Annotated in this window: 16 protein-coding genes; 9 read left to right on the forward strand and 7 right to left on the reverse strand. The window is 41.8% G+C overall.

The genetic code is table 11. The features are described 5' to 3' along the window. Positions 1-421: 421 nt before the first annotated feature. The 5 genes from FD724_RS15320 (at position 422) to recG (ending at position 6,484) form a co-directional block, all read left to right on the forward strand. Positions 422-586, forward strand: coding sequence for a hypothetical protein (locus FD724_RS15320; protein WP_179073221.1), 165 nt, complete (start codon positions 422-424; stop codon positions 584-586). Positions 587-818: 232 nt separating this feature from the next. Continuing rightward, the gene (gene rpsB, locus FD724_RS15325) at positions 819-1,613 is read left to right on the forward strand and encodes a 30S ribosomal protein S2 (protein ID WP_114080498.1); all 795 of its coding nucleotides are present in this window, start codon (positions 819-821) and stop codon (positions 1,611-1,613) included. Between the two features lie 249 nt (positions 1,614-1,862). Continuing rightward, entirely contained in the window at positions 1,863-2,807 is a 945-nt protein-coding gene (gene tsf / locus FD724_RS15330) for a translation elongation factor Ts (protein WP_179073222.1), read from the forward strand. Positions 2,808-3,022: 215 nt separating this feature from the next. Further along, a complete protein-coding gene (locus FD724_RS15335) occupies positions 3,023-3,859 on the forward strand; it encodes a hypothetical protein (RefSeq protein ID WP_179073223.1) in 837 nt (278 codons plus the stop codon). A 102-nt stretch (positions 3,860-3,961) separates the two neighbouring features. Continuing rightward, positions 3,962-6,484 (forward strand): ATP-dependent DNA helicase RecG, encoded by a 2,523-nt coding sequence (recG, locus tag FD724_RS15340; RefSeq protein ID WP_179073224.1) that lies wholly within the window; start codon positions 3,962-3,964, stop codon positions 6,482-6,484. 37 nt (positions 6,485-6,521) lie between these two features. Here the strand turns inward: recG and FD724_RS15345 are convergent, their stop codons facing one another. Beyond that, positions 6,522-7,475, reverse strand: a complete 954-nt coding sequence (locus FD724_RS15345; protein ID WP_256874569.1) for a glycosyltransferase family 2 protein — start codon at positions 7,473-7,475, stop codon at positions 6,522-6,524. Between the two features lie 451 nt (positions 7,476-7,926). Here FD724_RS15345 and FD724_RS15350 point away from each other — a divergent pair, with 451 nt between their 5' ends. Beyond that, a complete protein-coding gene (locus tag FD724_RS15350; protein WP_179073225.1) occupies positions 7,927-10,287 on the forward strand; it encodes a PhoX family phosphatase in 2,361 nt (786 codons plus the stop codon). A 60-nt stretch (positions 10,288-10,347) separates the two neighbouring features. Here the strand turns inward: FD724_RS15350 and FD724_RS15355 are convergent, their stop codons facing one another. Further along, positions 10,348-10,905: a PEP-CTERM sorting domain-containing protein gene (locus FD724_RS15355; RefSeq protein ID WP_179073226.1), complete on the reverse strand. Its 558-nt coding sequence runs from the start codon at positions 10,903-10,905 to the stop codon at positions 10,348-10,350. Positions 10,906-11,348: 443 nt separating this feature from the next. On the opposite strand from FD724_RS15355, the gene FD724_RS15360 reads away from it, so the two are divergent. Further along, entirely contained in the window at positions 11,349-12,551 is a 1,203-nt protein-coding gene (locus FD724_RS15360) for an argininosuccinate synthase (protein ID WP_179073227.1), read from the forward strand. 129 nt (positions 12,552-12,680) lie between these two features. Here FD724_RS15360 and FD724_RS15365 read toward each other — a convergent pair whose 3' ends face one another. Continuing rightward, positions 12,681-13,313, reverse strand: a complete 633-nt coding sequence (locus FD724_RS15365) for a DedA family protein (protein ID WP_114080386.1) — start codon at positions 13,311-13,313, stop codon at positions 12,681-12,683. Positions 13,314-13,801: 488 nt separating this feature from the next. Here FD724_RS15365 and FD724_RS15370 point away from each other — a divergent pair, with 488 nt between their 5' ends. Then, the gene (locus tag FD724_RS15370; RefSeq protein WP_114080387.1) at positions 13,802-14,134 is read left to right on the forward strand and encodes an STAS domain-containing protein; all 333 of its coding nucleotides are present in this window, start codon (positions 13,802-13,804) and stop codon (positions 14,132-14,134) included. 469 nt (positions 14,135-14,603) lie between these two features. Here FD724_RS15370 and FD724_RS15375 read toward each other — a convergent pair whose 3' ends face one another. Next, complete coding sequence (locus FD724_RS15375) at positions 14,604-15,164, reverse strand: Npun_F5560 family protein (RefSeq protein WP_114080388.1); 561 nt, start codon at positions 15,162-15,164, stop codon at positions 14,604-14,606. A gap of 228 nt (positions 15,165-15,392) precedes the next feature. Continuing rightward, a complete protein-coding gene (rpsF, locus tag FD724_RS15380) occupies positions 15,393-15,743 on the reverse strand; it encodes a 30S ribosomal protein S6 (RefSeq protein WP_114080389.1) in 351 nt (116 codons plus the stop codon). A gap of 374 nt (positions 15,744-16,117) precedes the next feature. Between rpsF and FD724_RS15385 the strand changes: the two genes are divergently transcribed. Further along, positions 16,118-16,891, forward strand: coding sequence for a fumarylacetoacetate hydrolase family protein (locus tag FD724_RS15385; RefSeq protein WP_114080390.1), 774 nt, complete (start codon positions 16,118-16,120; stop codon positions 16,889-16,891). A 3-nt stretch (positions 16,892-16,894) separates the two neighbouring features. On the opposite strand, the gene FD724_RS15390 is transcribed toward FD724_RS15385, so the two are convergent. Both FD724_RS15390 and FD724_RS15395 read right to left on the reverse strand, forming a co-directional pair. Continuing rightward, entirely contained in the window at positions 16,895-17,371 is a 477-nt protein-coding gene (locus FD724_RS15390) for a Tic20 family protein (RefSeq protein ID WP_012411806.1), read from the reverse strand. A gap of 81 nt (positions 17,372-17,452) precedes the next feature. After that, positions 17,453-17,650 carry a hypothetical protein gene (locus tag FD724_RS15395; protein WP_114080391.1) on the reverse strand — a complete coding sequence of 66 codons (198 nt, stop codon included), beginning with the start codon at positions 17,648-17,650 and terminating at the stop codon, positions 17,453-17,455. Positions 17,651-17,679: the final 29 nt, after the last annotated feature.

Genomic DNA, 17,679 nt, shown 5'->3' on the forward strand with positions numbered 1-17,679 from the left:
TAGCGATCTCTTTTCAAGTGGTTATGAAACTAAGATACGTGTAATTTACTGCAATACGGTTTGAAAAACTTTACCCTGTCTGGGTTTGGTAATTTGCTATATCTGAATTTTTCACCCGTTAATTTACAACAGAAAATTAAGCCGTTCGAGATCATCTACCAAGTTTTGTTTCTATCTCAGCCCAATCCCAAGTAAACAATTTGTTACCTATGTCTTTGCTATATTTATTACCTTAGACAGAATACAATATATGGGGTATACCACGTTTCAATCTCAGAAATCTCAACAGTACTAATTTGATTGAGGAAACTGTTTTATACAGTGATTTTCAGAGGTTAGCGTTTTATTTACAACTTCCAATAGAAATTCCAAGACCAATGTAAAGTCAAGAATTTACCTTTAAATACCGAGGTATTAAATTATGCAGGAAATTGAAAGATTCTTTAGCAACTTCTTCAGTGGCATAATCAACCGTTTTAAGTATTCTGCGATGGACGCTGCCGATCGCAAAATGAGAGAAACTATCGACGAGCAGGTAGAACAAAGACGACAAAAACCCAAGCCCAAGGATGAGGAAGAACGCTAGTAGATAGGTTTTTTGGGCTAGTTTAACTAATTGGTAATTTCTGAGTTAAATAAAAGCATAGCGCTTCCTATTGTTGAGTGGGCAGCGCTTTTTATCGCCCTTACCAAACACTCTAGCGAATGTGCTAACCTAGTATGGTTAACTAATCTCGCACATCTGAGAATTCGGGTGTTTCCCAGGTTGGGAAATACACTTGGATGGAGGTTTAACCCGAATCGGAGTTGAAAAATATATGCCAGTAGTTTCATTGGCTCAAATGATGGAGTCAGGGGTTCACTTTGGGCATCAGACCCGGCGTTGGAACCCAAAAATGTCTCCTTACATTTATACTTCCCGCAATGGTGTGCATATTATCGACTTGGTGCAAACTGCCCAGTTGATGGATAATGCTTACAATTACATGCGATCGCACGCAGAACAAGGGAAGAAATTTCTTTTTGTCGGCACCAAGCGCCAAGCAGCTGGAATTATTGCCCAAGAAGCTAGTCGTTGTGGTTCCCACTACATTAACCAACGCTGGTTGGGCGGAATGTTGACCAACTGGGCAACCATCAAAACACGGGTTGACCGTTTGAAAGATTTAGAACGCCGTGAAGAAACTGGCGCACTAGATTTATTACCGAAAAAAGAAGCCTCAATGCTACGTCGGGAAATGACGAAGCTTCAGAAATATTTAGGCGGCATTAAAACAATGCGGAAAGTGCCCGATATCGTGGTAATCGTAGACCAACGACGGGAATATAACGCAGTTCAAGAATGCCAAAAGCTGAATATTCCCATTGTCTCCATGTTGGATACAAACTGCGATCCAGATGTAGTAGATATCCCCATCCCAGCAAACGACGATGCTATCAGATCAATTAAACTGATAGTCGGAAAATTGGCAGATGCCATTTATGAAGGTCGTCACGGTCAGCTAGATGCTGAAGATGATTACGAAGATTACGACGGTAGTGAGTATGACGATGACTACGAAGAAACCGAATATACTGATGCCGTAATTCCCGAAGAGGAACCAGAAGAATAGTGCTGTTAGGGGAACACTAAGGTTTAGCCCGTTAAGAGTGCTGTTAGCGGATAGCTAAGGTTTAGCCCGTGCTGAGTAAGATAGAAAGACTCAGCAAATTTAATAGTGCTGAGTCTTGATTTTTGAAGTTGTTAAGTTGTGATTTGTCAATGAAGAATAAAATTGATGACTGAACACTCAAAACTCAGCACTCAGCACTAAATTAGGTGAGTGATTACAACTCGAGGTCAAGTTAGGAATTGAGGCAAAATGGCGGAAATATCTGCAAAACTCGTCCAAGAGCTACGCCAAAAAACTGGTGCCGGCATGATGGACTGCAAAAAGGCGCTGATAGAGACTGAAGGCAACGTAGAAGAAGCCGCAGACTGGCTACGCAAAAAGGGCATCTCTAAAGCGGGGGCAAAAAGCGATCGCATTGCGGCAGAAGGTCTAGTAGACACTTACATTCAGCCAGGTGGTCGAGTGGGTGTACTCATTGAAGTCAACTGCCAAACCGACTTTGTTGCTCGTAACGAGGCTTTTAAAGCTTTAGTTAAGAATCTGGCAAAGCAAGCAGCGACTGCTGATAGTGTTGAGTCTTTATTGGCTCAACAGTATGCTGATAGTACAAGCGGAACTGTAGAAGAATTCATCAAGCAAACGATTGCTACGCTCGGTGAAAACATTCAAGTGCGCCGCTTTGTTAATTTTGCAATAGCAGAAGGCACACAAGGCGTAGTAGACAGCTACATTCACACTGGCGGTCGAGTTGGTGTATTAGTAGAACTGGGTTCCCAAACTGAGTCAGTAGCTGCTAATTCAGAGTTTCAAAACTTGGCACGAAACACTGCAATGCAAGTTGCGGCTTGTCCAAATGTCGAGTATGTGAGCGTAGACCAAATCCCCGCCGAAGTCGCCCAAAAAGAAAAAAATATTGAAATGGGCAAGGATGATTTGGCAAATAAGCCAGAGAATATCAAAGAAAAGATTGTTCAGGGACGGATTGAAAAACGCCTGAAAGAATTGACTTTGATCGATCAGCCTTACATCCGCGATCAGAGTATTTCCGTGGAAGACCTCTTTAAGCAATCGAAGGCGCAATTAGGCGAAGATATTCAAGTGACTCGCTTTGTCCGCTATATATTGGGCGAAGGCATTGAGAAGCAAGAAATTAGCTTTGCTGATGAAGTCGCTGCACAAATGGGCGGTAAGTAATATTATTGGTCATTGGTCATTGGTCATTCACAAATGACAAAGGACAAATGACTCTTTACCAAACAGGTCAAGCAAATAGCCTGACCTGTGTTTTTTTAATAGAGACGCGAAATATCGCACTTAATTTAAAATCTAAACTTCTTTGGGAAGTTATTATAAAATAAATTCGTACATTTGTACTATGTAATAGTTCACATGGACAAGAACGAAAAGATATGGCAAGAGCAATCGAGCGAATTGAACGGGATATTGCAGCATTAAAAGAAGCGATTCGGGCGATCGCAGTAGAACTACAAACCGCTTATGCTAGTTATCTAAACACCTTGGGGCTAGCTGTACGAAAACAGTTGATTCTGGCGAGTTATCACCTTTGTACACAGGGGTATCCCGAAAACTTTCTGCATTTGTCATTGAATCAGCGCCAGCAATTGCAACAAGCCATCCGCAAGTTGGGGCAAGTGGCAGCCGAACAATTGCTCACTTCTATTAAGAGTGAGGAAGTTGGGTTAGATAAAGGAGATGAAGATGAGGAGAATCAGGAAGTAACATCTTCTGAACTTCTGGACACCTCGAATTCTCAGTCTTTCACCGCCGACACCTCTAATCCTATAGAACTAGTAAAATGGCAACAGAACTTAGAAGAAGTAACGCAAGATATACTGAAAAAAGTATCGCATGATGCTAATGTTTTAATACAAAAATCTGGAGTATTACCTAAAAAATTACCAGAACCGATTTTAGCAGCTGCGGCCGCGGCTGCATCAGAAGCATCGGCTGAGGTCATGCCAGGGCCACCCAACTTATTAAACTTAGTAATTGAAATTGAAAATGAGCAGCAGTCAGAAGATTCTGGGCTGACGCAAATCATGGCTATTAACTTGCGGCTAGGAGAAATTGAATTTGCTGATGTGACACTCTCATCTGAGCGCAGGCAAATCCGCAGTATTTTAGTCCAGCTAAACAAGCTAGGACGAGAGTATCAAAAGAAACATCGTGAAAGAGCGATCGCTGAAGCTGAAGCTGCATGGCGTGCTAGTTGGTTTGAGGATTAGTCATTTGTCCTTTGTCCTTTGTCCTTTGTCCAGAGTCAAATGACCAATGACTAATGACCAATGACTAATGACCAATGACTAATGACTAATGACTAATGACCAATGACTAATGAAAAACCAGATTGGATACGATTGCACAAAGCCTTGGCAATAGAAGCCGAACGGGGCTTTACAGACTTGATGGGCAGAGAATATCGCTTCAGTGAATTTTTAAGCTTGACTTTGGGCAAATTCCCAACAGGCTTACCCCAAACTGAACGCCGCCGTTGGCAAGGATTAGCAGTGCAATTTGCTAGTTATCCACATCTAGCACTGGAAGAAAGACAACATTTAATAGCAGAAACTCGTAGGTATCTATCACAACTCCAGCAAAATGAGCAGGGGGAGGAAGGGAAGCAGGGGAGCAGGGGAGCAGGGGAGCAGGGGAGAATTAATCAATTAAAAATTCAAGTTGCGCTTCCAGCGCACCAAAGGCGCGACCCAAAATCTCCCATTGTTAGTGAGGTGAGTCGGAGGCTTGCACCGAAAATTGACCAAAAACTCAGTGATTTACCAGAAATAGGTTTCAAAAAAGCTGATAATTTGGCACGGCTTGGTTTACACACCGTCCGCGACTTGCTTTTCTATTATCCTCGTGACCACATTGATTATGCGCGTCAGGTGAATATCCGCGAGTTACAGGCAGGTGAGACGGTGACAATAGTGGCTACAGTGAAGCGTTGTAACTGCTTTAGTAGCCCTAAAAATCAGAAATTATCAATTTTAGAACTGGTCGTAAAAGATAATAGCGGTCAAATCAAAATTGGTCGTTTTTACGCAGGTACGCGCTTTAGTAGTCGCGCTTGGCAAGAAAGTTTAAAACGTCGTTATCCAGTGGGTAGTATTTTAGCCGCGTGTGGGTTGGTGAAAGAAAGTAAATACGGCTTGACGCTTGATAATCCAGAACTAGAGGTTTTGGCAAATCCAGGAGATTCGATTGAGTCGCTAAATATTGGGCGAGTAGTGCCAATTTATGGATTGACTGAAGGCGTGGTGGCGAATACAGTCCGACAGGCGGTAATTACTGCTTTACCTGCTGCGGCTAACCTGAAAGACCCTTTACCAAGTGGTTTGCGGCAGAAATATGGTTTGATGGAATTGAAAGATGCGATCGCTAATATCCATTTTCCCAGCGATAGCGCCGCCCTACAAGTTGCCCGTCGCCGCCTAGTTTTTGATGAATTTTTCTACCTACAACTTGGGTTACTGCAACGTCAGCAGCAAGCAAGAGCAATTCAAACTAGCGCCATCCTTGTCCCGCGAGGTCAACTTGTAGAAAAATTCCACGAAATACTGCCTTTTAAACTCACTGGCGCACAGCAACGAGTCCTTAACGACATTCTCAACGACTTACAAAAACCTGTGCCAATGAATCGTTTGGTGCAAGGCGATGTCGGTTCGGGTAAAACGGTCGTCGCTGTGCTAGCTATCCTTGCAGCAATTCAATCTGGCTACCAAGCCGCGTTAATGGCTCCCACAGAAGTTTTGGCAGAACAACATTATCGCAAGTTAGTTAGCTGGTTTAATCTCTTGCATTTACCAGTGGAATTACTGACAGGTTCTACTAAAACTGCTAAACGAAGACAAATACATTCTCAGTTAGGAACTGGTGAATTACCTCTGTTAGTGGGAACTCATGCCTTAATTCAAGACTCTGTAAACTTCCAGCAACTAGGGTTAGTGGTGATAGATGAACAGCATCGCTTTGGAGTAGAACAACGGGCGCGTTTGCAGCAAAAAGGCGAGCAACCCCATGTGTTAACTATGACAGCTACCCCGATTCCTCGAACGTTGGCACTGACGATACATGGGGATTTGGATGTCAGCCAAATTGATGAGCTACCACCAGGACGACAAAAGATTCAGACAACAGTATTATCAGGTCAGCAACGCAACCATGCTTACGACCTGATCCGTCGAGAAATAGCCCAAGGTAGACAAGTTTATGTGGTTTTGCCATTAGTGGAAGAATCAGAAAAACTGGATTTACGATCGGCTGTTGATGAGCATCAAAAGTTACAAGAAAGTATTTTTCCCGATTTTCAGGTGGGATTACTGCACGGTCGTATGAGTTCAGCCGAAAAGGACGAATCTATTACCAAATTCCGTGATAACCAAACGCAGGTTTTGGTTTCTACTACCGTTGTCGAGGTTGGTGTAGACGTACCTAATGCTACAGTCATGCTCATTGAAAATGCAGAGCGATTTGGTTTATCGCAACTCCACCAATTGCGGGGGCGTGTCGGTCGTGGTGCGGCTCAATCTTACTGTCTGTTGATGAGCAGTTCCAGAAGTCCTGATGCTCAACAACGGTTGAAGGTGTTAGAACAATCTCAGGATGGTTTTTTCATTTCTGAGATGGATATGCGTTTTCGGGGCCCAGGGCAAGTACTGGGAACTCGTCAATCGGGAGTGCCAGATTTTACCTTAGCAAGTTTGGTTGAAGATGAAGAAGTTTTACTTTTAGCGCGGCAAGCAGCAGAAAAAATAATAGAGATGGATGTTACTCTAGAGCGCTGGTATTTGATGAAAGAAGAGTTGAAGTATCGATATGAACGGTTAATGGGTGGAGCGATTTTGACGTAATGTGACCGGATAAAATACCAATCTCATAGCTATTTAATCACAATGCTTGCTGCATTTCGGCATAGGCTTCATAAACACCATTCACGTTATACCAGTTGAGAAAGATTCGAGCAATTTCTAAAGCTAATTGCGGTTTACCTAAATTAATTAGCCATTGCAATAACGGAGCCATTGTCCGTTCATTTAGCGCCCCGTTAAGTGACAAAATTCCCCAAAGTAAGCGATGCAGCCAAGTCATTTGAATCATCATTCGCACTTCCCATGTGGGATGCTTTTGATAAAACAAAACTCCCATACGTCCGCGTTGAATTTCTTGGTCAATTAATCGGGGAATTTGCTCTAAGTTAAATGCTGGATGCCAGTGATATCCTACGGCTTCTGGACATTTAATTAGTGTCAAACCTAGTTTTTTCAGCCGCACTCCTAATTCTAAATCTTCCCAGCCATAGAGTTGAAAGCTCGTGTCAAAAAGTCCGGCTTTGTCTAACCAATGTTTTGGAATTGCTACATTTCCGGTAGCAAAAAAAGCTGCTGAAAAATCTGTGACTTTGTAGGGTTCAGCCGTTGGATTGTTGAAATTACAAGTATTGATAACTGCGCCGTAAGTGAAAAAGCGATCGCTCCCCAATTTCTCTTTCCCCTGCACTAACGCGTCAGCATGAGCTTGCAGGAAATTCTTCAGCACTACTAGATCGCTATCAATAAAGATAATTGTGTCTCCCTGCGCCTGTTCTACCCCCAAATTCCGAGCCGCAGCTGGACCAGCATGATCTTGTTGAAACCATCGCACATGGCGAAACTCTTCTTTGTGTTCTGCCAACCACTCCAATGTGCCATCAGTAGAACCATCATCCACCAAGACAATCTCGTAATCAGTAACCGAACTTGGCTGGCTTAACTCTTGCACCTCCAAGGCACGGAGGCACTTTTCTAAGATCGGTTGGCGATTATAAGTCGGTATCACAACGCTGAAAAACACGGTCTCACCCACAACATTATTTATCCATCTCCAGGATAGGACAGATGGAGCGCTGACACTGTTCCTTAGCTGATTCTGGTTAAGAAAATGTCAAAGGAAATAATTTTTATAGGTATTCCCCGACCATCTGTAATTGGTATCCGTCCGAAAAATTCTCAAATTAAGTTTATTTAACAAGGCAGAATTCAGAATGAATTCTGACTCCTGACTGCTGAATTCTGTTTGATAAATCTCCATTAATCAAGATATAACCTGATGTTAATTTTTGGTCATTAGATTATATGACAAACTTAAAATTTTTTGTCTAGTTATTTAACCTAAATAGCAAACAACATTTTGTTAATAACAGGTTACTTACTGTTCAAAATCTGTGGCATTTCACGTAAATAATTGATGGCTTTTTCTGCCATCAATCAAGATTTGCCTCTACTAAATTTTTTATGTCACAACAGAGGAGAATTTAATGTCTCAATTAAGTCGCAGACAAATTTTAGTATTTTTTGCTGGCAGTGCTGGTGCTGCTGTATTGGGAGACACAATTCTAGATGGTGTTTCTAGTATTGCAGGAGCAAATAACAGGACACTAAGCTTTACACCAGTGCGCTTACCCCATCCTTTGCCCGTTTATAAACAGCAAAAAAGTTTCTTGCCAACTGCAATTGGTCAGGGACAGGTAATCAATCCATCTGCAAATGCGAAGTTAAACAGCTACAACGTAGTTGATGATGTTGTAGTGCCACCAGAGTATGAACGTTATGTAATTATCAGCTGGGGCGATCGCGTTTTTCCTAACAAAGATGAATATTTCGGTTACAACAACGATTATACGGGTTTTATTCCTCTGGGCAGAACCAACGATATCGGCTATTTGTGGGTCAATCACGAATATGTGAGTTTTCCATTTTCCGATCTAGCACCAGAAGCTCCTGCTGATGTTAAAGGATTGCCTACCACCTTTGAATCAGTGATTGGTTGGGCTTTACCTTCCACTAGAAATATTGAATTTGACGGCGAAGCACTATATAACTTAGGTGGATCAATCGTCCGCATCTCCCGACGTAATTCCAGTAACCGTTATGCTGTGGTTAAAGCTGATGCGAGAAATCGCCGCCTTCATGGTCTTTCTGGATTGGTAATTAATAGCCAAAGGAGTGATGAATATAAAAATGTCACTTCTTGGGGAAGTCGTAGCTACCAAAAAGGCGATCAAAACTATCTCATCGCAACTGGCCCAGCTGCAACCCAAGTATTTAACCTCTCCTCCGATGGACTAGGTAACAAAATTATTGGCACTGGCTATAACTGTTCTGGCGGTACAACTCCTTGGGGAACTATTTTAAGTGCTGAAGAAAACTTTCAAGGAAGTGTAGGATCTTTTGTTGGTGTCACAGAATCAGTTAACCCTAATGGTACTCAAACAGGTTACATCGATGGCACCACTGGTAAGACCTTCGGTTTAGTTGGTGAAAAATACGGTTGGATTGTCGAAATTGATCCCGTTAATCCAAATTTCCGCCCTCGCAAACATACTTCGTTGGGTCGTTTCCGCCATGAAAACGTTGCTATCCGTGCTGAAGCTAAGAAACCATTAATCGCCTACATGGGTGATGACAGACGTGGCGGACACACCTGGAAATTTGTCAGTGCAGGTGTTATTTCTTCACCAACCAGCAAAGCCAACAGCAATTTGTGGGATAGTGGTACATTGTATGTCGCCCGCTACAATCCAAATGGTACGGGTCAATGGATACCGTTACGTTTAACTACTCCCACCAATCCCATTTCGCCATCGGTAATTTCTTCTGTGGAGTTTGCTGCTTTGGGTTCGGCTCAAAGAAATGGTCTTTTACCTCTACCAAAACGTAATGGTATTGCAGGTCAAACTACAGATGGTGGTGCCCTCGCAGTCGATCGCACCAATGAAGCTGATAGACTACCTGGTTATCAAGGTAAGAAGCTATCTGACTTCTACACTTCCCAAGGTGCTATTCTCGTTGATGCTTTCTTAGCAGCAAATTTGGCTGGCGGAACTCCCACAGCACGTCCAGAAGATATAGAAGTGCATCCGACTACCAAAGAAGTCTTCATTGCCTATACTGATGGTGCGCCGGGAAGTGACGGTTATCCAGATTCGCGCATTTTCCAGGTTGCCAAGTTGAGTACAGATGTTAACGCAACGCAGCAATCAGGGGGACTGTACAAGATTATTGAAGATAGTGCCGATGGTACAGGTCTAACCTTCCGTTGGAAGAGATTTGCTCAAGGTGGAGAAGCCGGATCAGTTTCTGGTGCTGGTTTTGCCAATGTAGATAACTTAGTGTTCGACAATAAAGCAAATGTTTGGGGTGTGACAGATATGTCTACCACCACTCACAATGGTTTTAATGTTGGTGCTGCCGGTACTGTAACTACCATCGACCACGCTGCCAGTGGTAATGTTTCTAACTTCACAGGAGTTTTCGGTAATAACTGGTTATTCTACATTCCTACTACTGGTGCTAATGCGGGAGAGGTAATACCATTTGCTCATGGGCCGGTGCGTTGTGAGATGACAGGGCCAACTTTTGTAGGAGATACGCTGATTATTTCGGTACAGCATCCCGGCGAAGATAGCCCAATTAACGATGGCACAATTCTGAGTCGTGATATTGAATTACTGGATTTGAGTGGTGTTACATTCAATCAGGCTCGGACTGTGGCTCGTGGTAGTAGTTGGCCAAGTAACATCCCAACTGCTGACGGTGGTAAAGGTCAACCTAGAAGCTTTCCTAAACCATCTGTAATTGGCATCAAACGTAAGAATCCTACTGGTAATTTTACTTAGGATTACGAATGTAGAGACGTTATTTATAATGTCTCTACATTGATTTGCAAGGTAGCGCTACTAATTCACTCCAGATAGTTTTTTCTTGCGTTTCATCCCCAACGCCATAGCACCTGCGATCGCTATACCAATAATAGTCATCGGTTCTGGTACTGGTGTACTCTTAGAGTAGCTTACTGTACCCACCTCTGTTGTAGAGAATAAGTCAGCACTCAGAATGCTATAAAATTTTGTTCCTCCTGTATTTGGCTTACCTGGATCATTCCCAATGAAAAACTGATCTTCAACCAAATAGCTCAGTCCTGACAGGTTGCCATCTGTAAAGCTGACTACAGGAGATGATGGGTAATCAAAATCATTTGCCTCTGTATATTGAGTACCCAAGTAGTTAAACGCAATAGATAATCCATTGCTAATGCCTAGGGTTTCCTCACCTATGCCGGTTAAGGTCGAATCATTATATTGAAAAGAGCCGAAATATTGACCGGGATTATCGCCCGATATTGCATTCACGGTGAAACCATAATTCACCAAGGCAGCTTGCGTCGGTTTAGCAATAGTAGCAACCGAGATAGCAACAGCAAAAGCAGCAATGCTAATATCTTTAGCTAATTTCATCAGACAATGCTCCGAAGCTAAAAAATGAATAATTCTGTAATTTCACTTAAATAAACTTTCAACCTATGTATATAGGTTAAGAAATAATAAACAAAAGATGATCGTGGTTAAATCTTCAAGTTTGTCAGCTATATATAAAATTTGTGTAAACTTATTCCATATTTACAGCAAGCTATGTTTATATTTGAAGCTGATTATCAACATTTCTTGAAAACAAAAAATATTTTCGACTAATCTCATTAAGAATATTCAGACGTTCAAAACTGGCTTAAAAATATTTATATACAAGCGATCGCTTTATAAGTAAACTTCCACGAGAGTGAACCGTAATTCTGACTCCAAACTTCTAAATCCTTCTATAGGTTGTTGCATGAATAAAATATACCTGGGTTAGTTCAGATATAATAATGACTCATTCTTTGTTGTCCTAAGTGGAGAAATTAATGGGTCGCGCCAAAAAGGTTGTCCTGGCATATTCTGGTGGAGTGGATACTTCCGTTTGCATCCCTTACCTCAAACAGGAGTGGGGTGTGGAAGAGGTGATTACCCTAGCAGCAGATTTAGGTCAGGGAGATGAATTAGAGCCAATTCGAGAAAAAGCCCTGAAATCGGGTGCAAGTGAATCACTCGTGGCGGATGTCAAAGACAGCTTCGTTAAAGATTACGCTTTTGGAGCGATTCAAGCCAACGCACTTTATGAAAATCGTTATCCTCTAGGAACTGCTCTTGCCCGCCCACTGATCGCTAAAATATTAGTAGAAACGGCTGAAAAATATGGTGCTGATGCGATCGCTCACGGTTGCACCGGCAAAGGTAACGATCAGGTTCGTTTTGATGTCTCTGTAACCGCGCTGAACCCCAACCTAAAAATCCTCGCACCAGCCAGAGAATGGGGTATGAGCCGTGAGGAAACCATCGCTTATGGTGAGAAGTTTGGTATCCCCTCACCTGTCAAAAAGTCTTCTCCCTACAGCATTGACAAAAATTTGCTCGGTCGTAGCATTGAAGCTGGTTTACTCGAAGATCCGTCATTTGAGCCACCAGAAGAAATTTATGAGATGACCAAAGCTATCTCTGACACTCCCAACGAGCCAGAGTACATCGAAATTGGTTTCCATGGTGGTATTCCCACAACCATCAACGGCATAGCTAAAAAGCCAGTTGAACTAATTGAAGAACTCAATCACCTTGTAGGAAATCACGGCGTTGGACGGATAGATATGATTGAAAACCGTCTGGTTGGCATCAAATCGCGGGAAATCTACGAATCACCCGCGATGTTAGTGCTAATCCAGGCACATAGAGATTTAGAAAGCTTGACTTTAACGGCAGATGTCACCCATTACAAGCGTGGCATTGAAGAAACTTATAGCCAAATCGTTTACAACGGTTTGTGGTATAGTCCACTCAAAGTTGCACTAGATGCCTTTATTCAAAAGACACAAGAGCGAGTCTCTGGAACTGTGCGAGTGAAGTTATTCAAGGGTAACTCCACAATAGTTGGGCGTTCGAGCGATAATTCCCTCTATACTCCTGATTTGGCAACCTACGGAGCCGATGACCAATTTGATCATAAAGCTGCTGAAGGTTTTATCTATGTTTGGGGACTACCAACTCGCATTTGGTCGCGGCAAATAAAAAGTTAGGATTCCATTCAATTTTAGATTTTGGATTGAAGGAGAAATCTAAAATCGGCAGAGTTAGGAGTTAAAATGCAAAATACAAAAGTAAAAATTCCAAAAATAACTTTTTACTTTACTCCTAACTCCTCAGCTTTACTCTTCACTACTCGCTTCTTTAACTTGGCGAGACTCTAGCCACAGGGGTACAACAATTAAGGCAGTGATGATTAGTAAAGCTGCGATCGCAAATTGACCTACCCAAGCAACCAATTGTTCTAAAGAGACAATTTTGCCAGCAAAAAAAGCTAATGTCACCATCAAACTAGCCCAAGCAACTGCTCCTAAAAAATTGTATAAAAAGAATTTTCCAAAAGGCATTTCGGCTATACCAGCTAGTGGTGCCGCAAAAACTCGCAATAATGCTAAAAAACGTCCGAAAAATACAGCTTTAGCAGAATTTTGACTAAATTGATCTTTAATAGTCAGCAACCGCACTTCAGAAATCCGAAATATGCTACCAACTTTTACCAGAAAAGGCCAACCGCTAACTCTACCAATCCAATAGCCACAAGTGCCGCCAATTACCGCACCCATAATTGCGTCACCGAGAACCAGCCAGTAATTTAGTTCATCGCTGCCAGCTAAAAACCCGCCCACAAGGGTCACGGTTTCACCAGGAAGGGGAATGCCTAAATTTTCTAGCAAAATTCCCAAAAAAATTGCCCAATACCCGTAATTATGGGCCAATTCCTGGATATTTTCTAGTGAAATCAGCTCTAAAGACATTCCGCACCGCCGTCTTTACAAATTTTTACTTTTACTATATCTTTGCTTGTTTTTGGGCGGGGTGTCAATCAAACCGCTACATTGACTTATTTGGTCATTAGTTTAATTCTGAGTAATCCATAGTTCATAGTTCTATGAAAACTATTAATTTTTGAGTATTAGCTGTATAAATCTTAGCATTTCCTACCACAAGTTAATTTTATTTAAAAATAAATAAAAAGAAATTACAAAAACTTTATATATATCTAGTTAAATTATAAAAATTTCGTAAAAGATACGGTTGATACCGAAATTATAAAGTCATTATGCCTATATTTATGAAAGTTATCACAAATTATACGACATGAATACTGAAATAATTACTTTCAATTGCAAGGCTGCAATCCCCTAAATATCTAGGGAAAACAGTCATTTTGCCGTTGAAAGAGAAGAGGTATTTATGTCATTTTTCGATTTTTAGTCAAGTGTTCAATTACCCTGTTTAATTTATGATTCTCACACAAGAACTTCAAGTTATTTTGTTTAAGCCCCAAGGAAGCATAGATTTAGAAGGCGGAAAGGCTTTGAGTGAACAGATGGCTGGAGTAGTGCCTCAAGCTCATCAACTCTGGGTTATTGACTTAGCAAAGGTTAATTTCATGGACAGTTCTGGGTTAGTCCCTTTAGTCAAAGGGTTGAAAGCTGCACGTCAGAGCGGTTGCCGTTTAGTTCTATGCAACGTGCAAACTCCTGTACGGCTAATTTTGGAACTTACCCAGCTAGATACAGTATTTGAAATTTTTCCCACTTACGAAGACATTTTTACTGGCGAAGATATTTAGTCTGGTGCTAGCAGGCTTAGATAATAAATCTACCTATAGATGGATGGTAGAGTCAATCAATATTTGCATTTTTTCACATTTCCCCAAATATTCTCACATCGTCAAAGATAACAGTCTGGTGCTAGCAGGCTGATTTTTTATATTATCTAGATAATGAAATGTTAAGGAAAACTCATGCCTTTAATCTAGGTAGTCTTAACGACATCTAAAAGCGGAAAATTACTAAAATCAGTCAAAGAAAATGCAATTCTTTGCATTCTTCCCTAGCACCATTAAATTACTCGAAGCTAATTGCTCTAAATCCGACGCAACTAACGCAAGGAAGCAAGAGGTAAGAAAGGTTAGAATATTAGCCTTTGCGTTATTTCTAACTCTATAGTGATTTTTACCTTAATGTATTACCTGGATGTCTCCAAGATGCTTTGCTATGACAATTTCTTACCTCTTAGATTCCACCATAATGGTAACTTTAGGCATTCTGGGGAGTTGAAAGATTAGTTTGTTCCGACGCTGGGCGGGGAAAATTTGGCAAATCAATTCCACTGTGACTAGCATTGCGAGTTTTCAGTGCTAAACGGTAACTCACACTTTGCAGTTCTGCTTGCAGTTTGCGATTTTCCCGTTGTAGCATTGCTACCTTTTCTCTCACTGGTGTCATCCGCTCCTCAAACTTTCGACGGTAAATTTGAGGCAACTCTTGTACTACTTGCTCTAACATCCGAGTGCGATCTGTAAGTTCTTGGACTGACTGTCGCAATTGATAAATTTCGGAGTCACGAGTTGTAATTTGCTCTTGGTAGAACGCCACCTGCTGCTCAACAGCTTGGAGTTGTTCTTGCAATGCCTGTAACTGGCTCAGATCGCGCTCAAGATCCGGCTGCTGGGGCATAAAACTAGTATTACCCTTTACTAGCCGGAAGAGTTCTTGAGATAGTTGTTGCACTAATTGATCGCGGAGTTGCAACTCTTGGCGTAGCTGCGAAACTTCCGTAGAGAGAACTTGAATATTTGGTGTATCAGATTGGCTCACAGTAGCTTACAGCTCCCATTCAGAATCTTGTCCACTCTTAGGTATAACTGCGGGAGTACTACCTTTGGCAAGTATTTGTTAATTTAGCATTCCCAATTAAGTTACGAAAAAAGAAGAAGACAAAATTTTACTGAATGGAAATTGGGAATTGAGAAAAGGACAAGGGGAAAGACTTGTTTCAAGTTCTCACTTCTTGTCCCCTGCTCCCTGCTACCTGCTCCCTAATCTTTAGACAGGTGCAGCTACTTTAGTGGGCTTTTCCTTTTCCTCTTTAGGGGGTTTTTCCTCGGCGATATCCTGCTTAATTGTCAAATAGCGAATCACTTCTTCACTCAAGCGCATAGCGCGTTCAAAAGGAGCGATCGCAGTTGCAGGCGCACTGTAGTTTAACTGGATATAGATCCCATCGCGGTGTTTTTTGATTTCATAAGCTAGACGACGCTTACCACGATTTTGAATTTGGATATCCTCAGCGCCTTGATCGCGAAGCAAATTCTGATATTTAGTAATTGCTTGCTCTGCCTGTTCGTCTCCTAGGTCGGGACGGAGGATGTACATTGTTTCGTAATTTGTAGTCATATTTTCCAGTTTCCTTATGGACAAAAAGGTTGCTGACATTAATTTATACTTGATTTAAATTTAAAATACTAGTATTAATCAACATCGGAAGCAACAAGGAACTATAATCTTACCAGTTTTCAATTTGAATCATTAGCCAAATCGCCGAAGTTTGTATATTTTGGATGTCCCTAATGAAAACTAGGTCGTAAGGCTACCTACAGAGCCTCTTACTGACCCGCAAGGGGAGTGAGGAGACGACAATATCTTTCTGTAAGGACATCTTCTATAGCAGCTTTCAGGCTCAACGCTAAATCGGTTTGCTAAAAAGCTAACTCAGAATTGCTACCCGCTCGAAGTTTCTAATCGCAGAAAAAAGGATATTCATCAAGGTTATGGCACAGCGCTACGTGCGGATTCAAAATCAAGAAGGACAGATTTACTATGGGATACTACAACTATCCCTCAATGTACAGGTGCTAGATGCTCCGCCCTGGTTACAAGGACAACCAACTGATTTAATTTTGACACCAGAAAATTATCAAATTCTGGCTCCTTGCGCTCCCTCAAAAATTGTGGCGGTGGGTAAGAATTATGCAGAACATGCTGCCGAAATGGGAACTCCAGTACCTTCTGAACCACTAATTTTTCTCAAGCCACCCACGACTATCATTCCATCTGAGAGGGAAATTAAGTATCCTCCCCAGTCACAAAGAGTTGACTACGAAGGAGAGTTAGCATTAGTGATTGGCGATTACGCTTTTGAATGTACACCAGAGGTAGCCCAAACAAAAATTTGGGGCTACACCATTGCCAATGACGTAACAGCGCGGGATTTACAAAAACTGGATGCTCAATGGACGCGAGCCAAAGGTTTTGATACTTTCTGTCCTTTGGGCCCTTGGATTGTACGAGAGTTAAATCCAGGAGCGAGATTGCAGACTTTTGTGAATGACGATATTAACCCAGTTCAATCTGCCTGTATCGATCAGATGGTATTTTCCCCTGATGTTTTAGTTTCTTACATTAGCCAGGTGATGACGCTACTACCCGGTGATTTGATACTTACAGGTACACCAGAGGGTGTAAGTCAATTACATCCAGGCGATCGCGTCCGCGTCGAAATTGAAGGTATTGGTCGCCTGGAAAACACCGTAGTGGCTCGTTAACGATTAGCGTACTTGCATGTACACTGCATCCGAAATCGCTGGGATTTCTGCATAACGCCCGCTTACAGACTGGATTACTGAATATGCAACTGCTCCCACTATGCCAATAAAAATGGTTGTGGATAGAGTTTGGATTGCAAAACCACCAACGGGAACTAGTCCCACAACATCAGTGAGGATGTTAAACAAAAAGATAATGATATCCAAAAGGATTGCTTGCATGGTGTTGAAACGAATAAAGTGACTAATTTTTTCGTTTCTGACTACTAGCAAAAATAAAGCAAAGAAAATAATCATTCCTGCATAACGCACGCCGTAGTATATTCTCAACAATGGCAGAAGCGGCAGAAACAGTAGTTGTAGCGGTGGAAAATCTGATAGTAAATATCTACCAAATACAAAAACCTCAATTAGAGGAAGCAAATAAGGCAAACAAGCAAAAATTCTATCTGAAACCGTTGTAGACCCGCGCCAAGACATTATGCGTTCTCCTGTGGTTAAATTTATATAGTTACTTGAGCTTAGGATAACGCAGTTACTTGGTCTTGCTGGTAAATTAAACTATTCTATATGGGCAACGCGAAAGCCCATCATGCACTCATACTGGTCTGGCTGCTGTTGAGTAAGTTTGCGAATGGCTTGACCACAGCGTAGTTCACCTCCACGCCAACGGGGTTGACCGCTCCTGTCAGCGAGTAAACAAGACTGGCAAACTTGCTCAGGGGCAAGGATTTGCTCGTCCATTAAAATGACTAGCATCGAATCCCTCCTGTAAATCCTTATTGTCA

This window comes from Nostoc sp. C057 (genome assembly GCF_013393925.1).
GTDB classification, from domain to species: Bacteria; Cyanobacteriota; Cyanobacteriia; order Cyanobacteriales; family Nostocaceae; genus Nostoc; species Nostoc muscorum_A.

Bases quoted from the DNA above. Each gene is read 5' to 3' on its own strand.
- FD724_RS15385 (WP_114080390.1), top strand. From the start codon at position 16,118: ATGGCACAGCGCTACGTGCGGATTCAAAATCAAGAAGGACAGATTTAC.
- tsf (WP_179073222.1), top strand. From the start codon at position 1,863: ATGGCGGAAATATCTGCAAAACTCGTCCAAGAGCTACGCCAAAAAACT.
- FD724_RS15335 (WP_179073223.1), top strand. From the start codon at position 3,023: ATGGCAAGAGCAATCGAGCGAATTGAACGGGATATTGCAGCATTAAAA.
- FD724_RS15320 (WP_179073221.1), top strand. From the start codon at position 422: ATGCAGGAAATTGAAAGATTCTTTAGCAACTTCTTCAGTGGCATAATC.
- FD724_RS15390 (WP_012411806.1), bottom strand. From the start codon at position 17,371: ATGTCTTGGCGCGGGTCTACAACGGTTTCAGATAGAATTTTTGCTTGT.
- rpsF (WP_114080389.1), bottom strand. From the start codon at position 15,743: ATGACTACAAATTACGAAACAATGTACATCCTCCGTCCCGACCTAGGA.
- rpsB (WP_114080498.1), top strand. From the start codon at position 819: ATGCCAGTAGTTTCATTGGCTCAAATGATGGAGTCAGGGGTTCACTTT.
- FD724_RS15365 (WP_114080386.1), bottom strand. From the start codon at position 13,313: ATGTCTTTAGAGCTGATTTCACTAGAAAATATCCAGGAATTGGCCCAT.
- FD724_RS15360 (WP_179073227.1), top strand. From the start codon at position 11,349: ATGGGTCGCGCCAAAAAGGTTGTCCTGGCATATTCTGGTGGAGTGGAT.
- FD724_RS15350 (WP_179073225.1), top strand. From the start codon at position 7,927: ATGTCTCAATTAAGTCGCAGACAAATTTTAGTATTTTTTGCTGGCAGT.
- FD724_RS15355 (WP_179073226.1), bottom strand. From the start codon at position 10,905: ATGAAATTAGCTAAAGATATTAGCATTGCTGCTTTTGCTGTTGCTATC.
- FD724_RS15370 (WP_114080387.1), top strand. From the start codon at position 13,802: ATGATTCTCACACAAGAACTTCAAGTTATTTTGTTTAAGCCCCAAGGA.
- recG (WP_179073224.1), top strand. From the start codon at position 3,962: ATGACTAATGAAAAACCAGATTGGATACGATTGCACAAAGCCTTGGCA.
- FD724_RS15395 (WP_114080391.1), bottom strand. From the start codon at position 17,650: ATGCTAGTCATTTTAATGGACGAGCAAATCCTTGCCCCTGAGCAAGTT.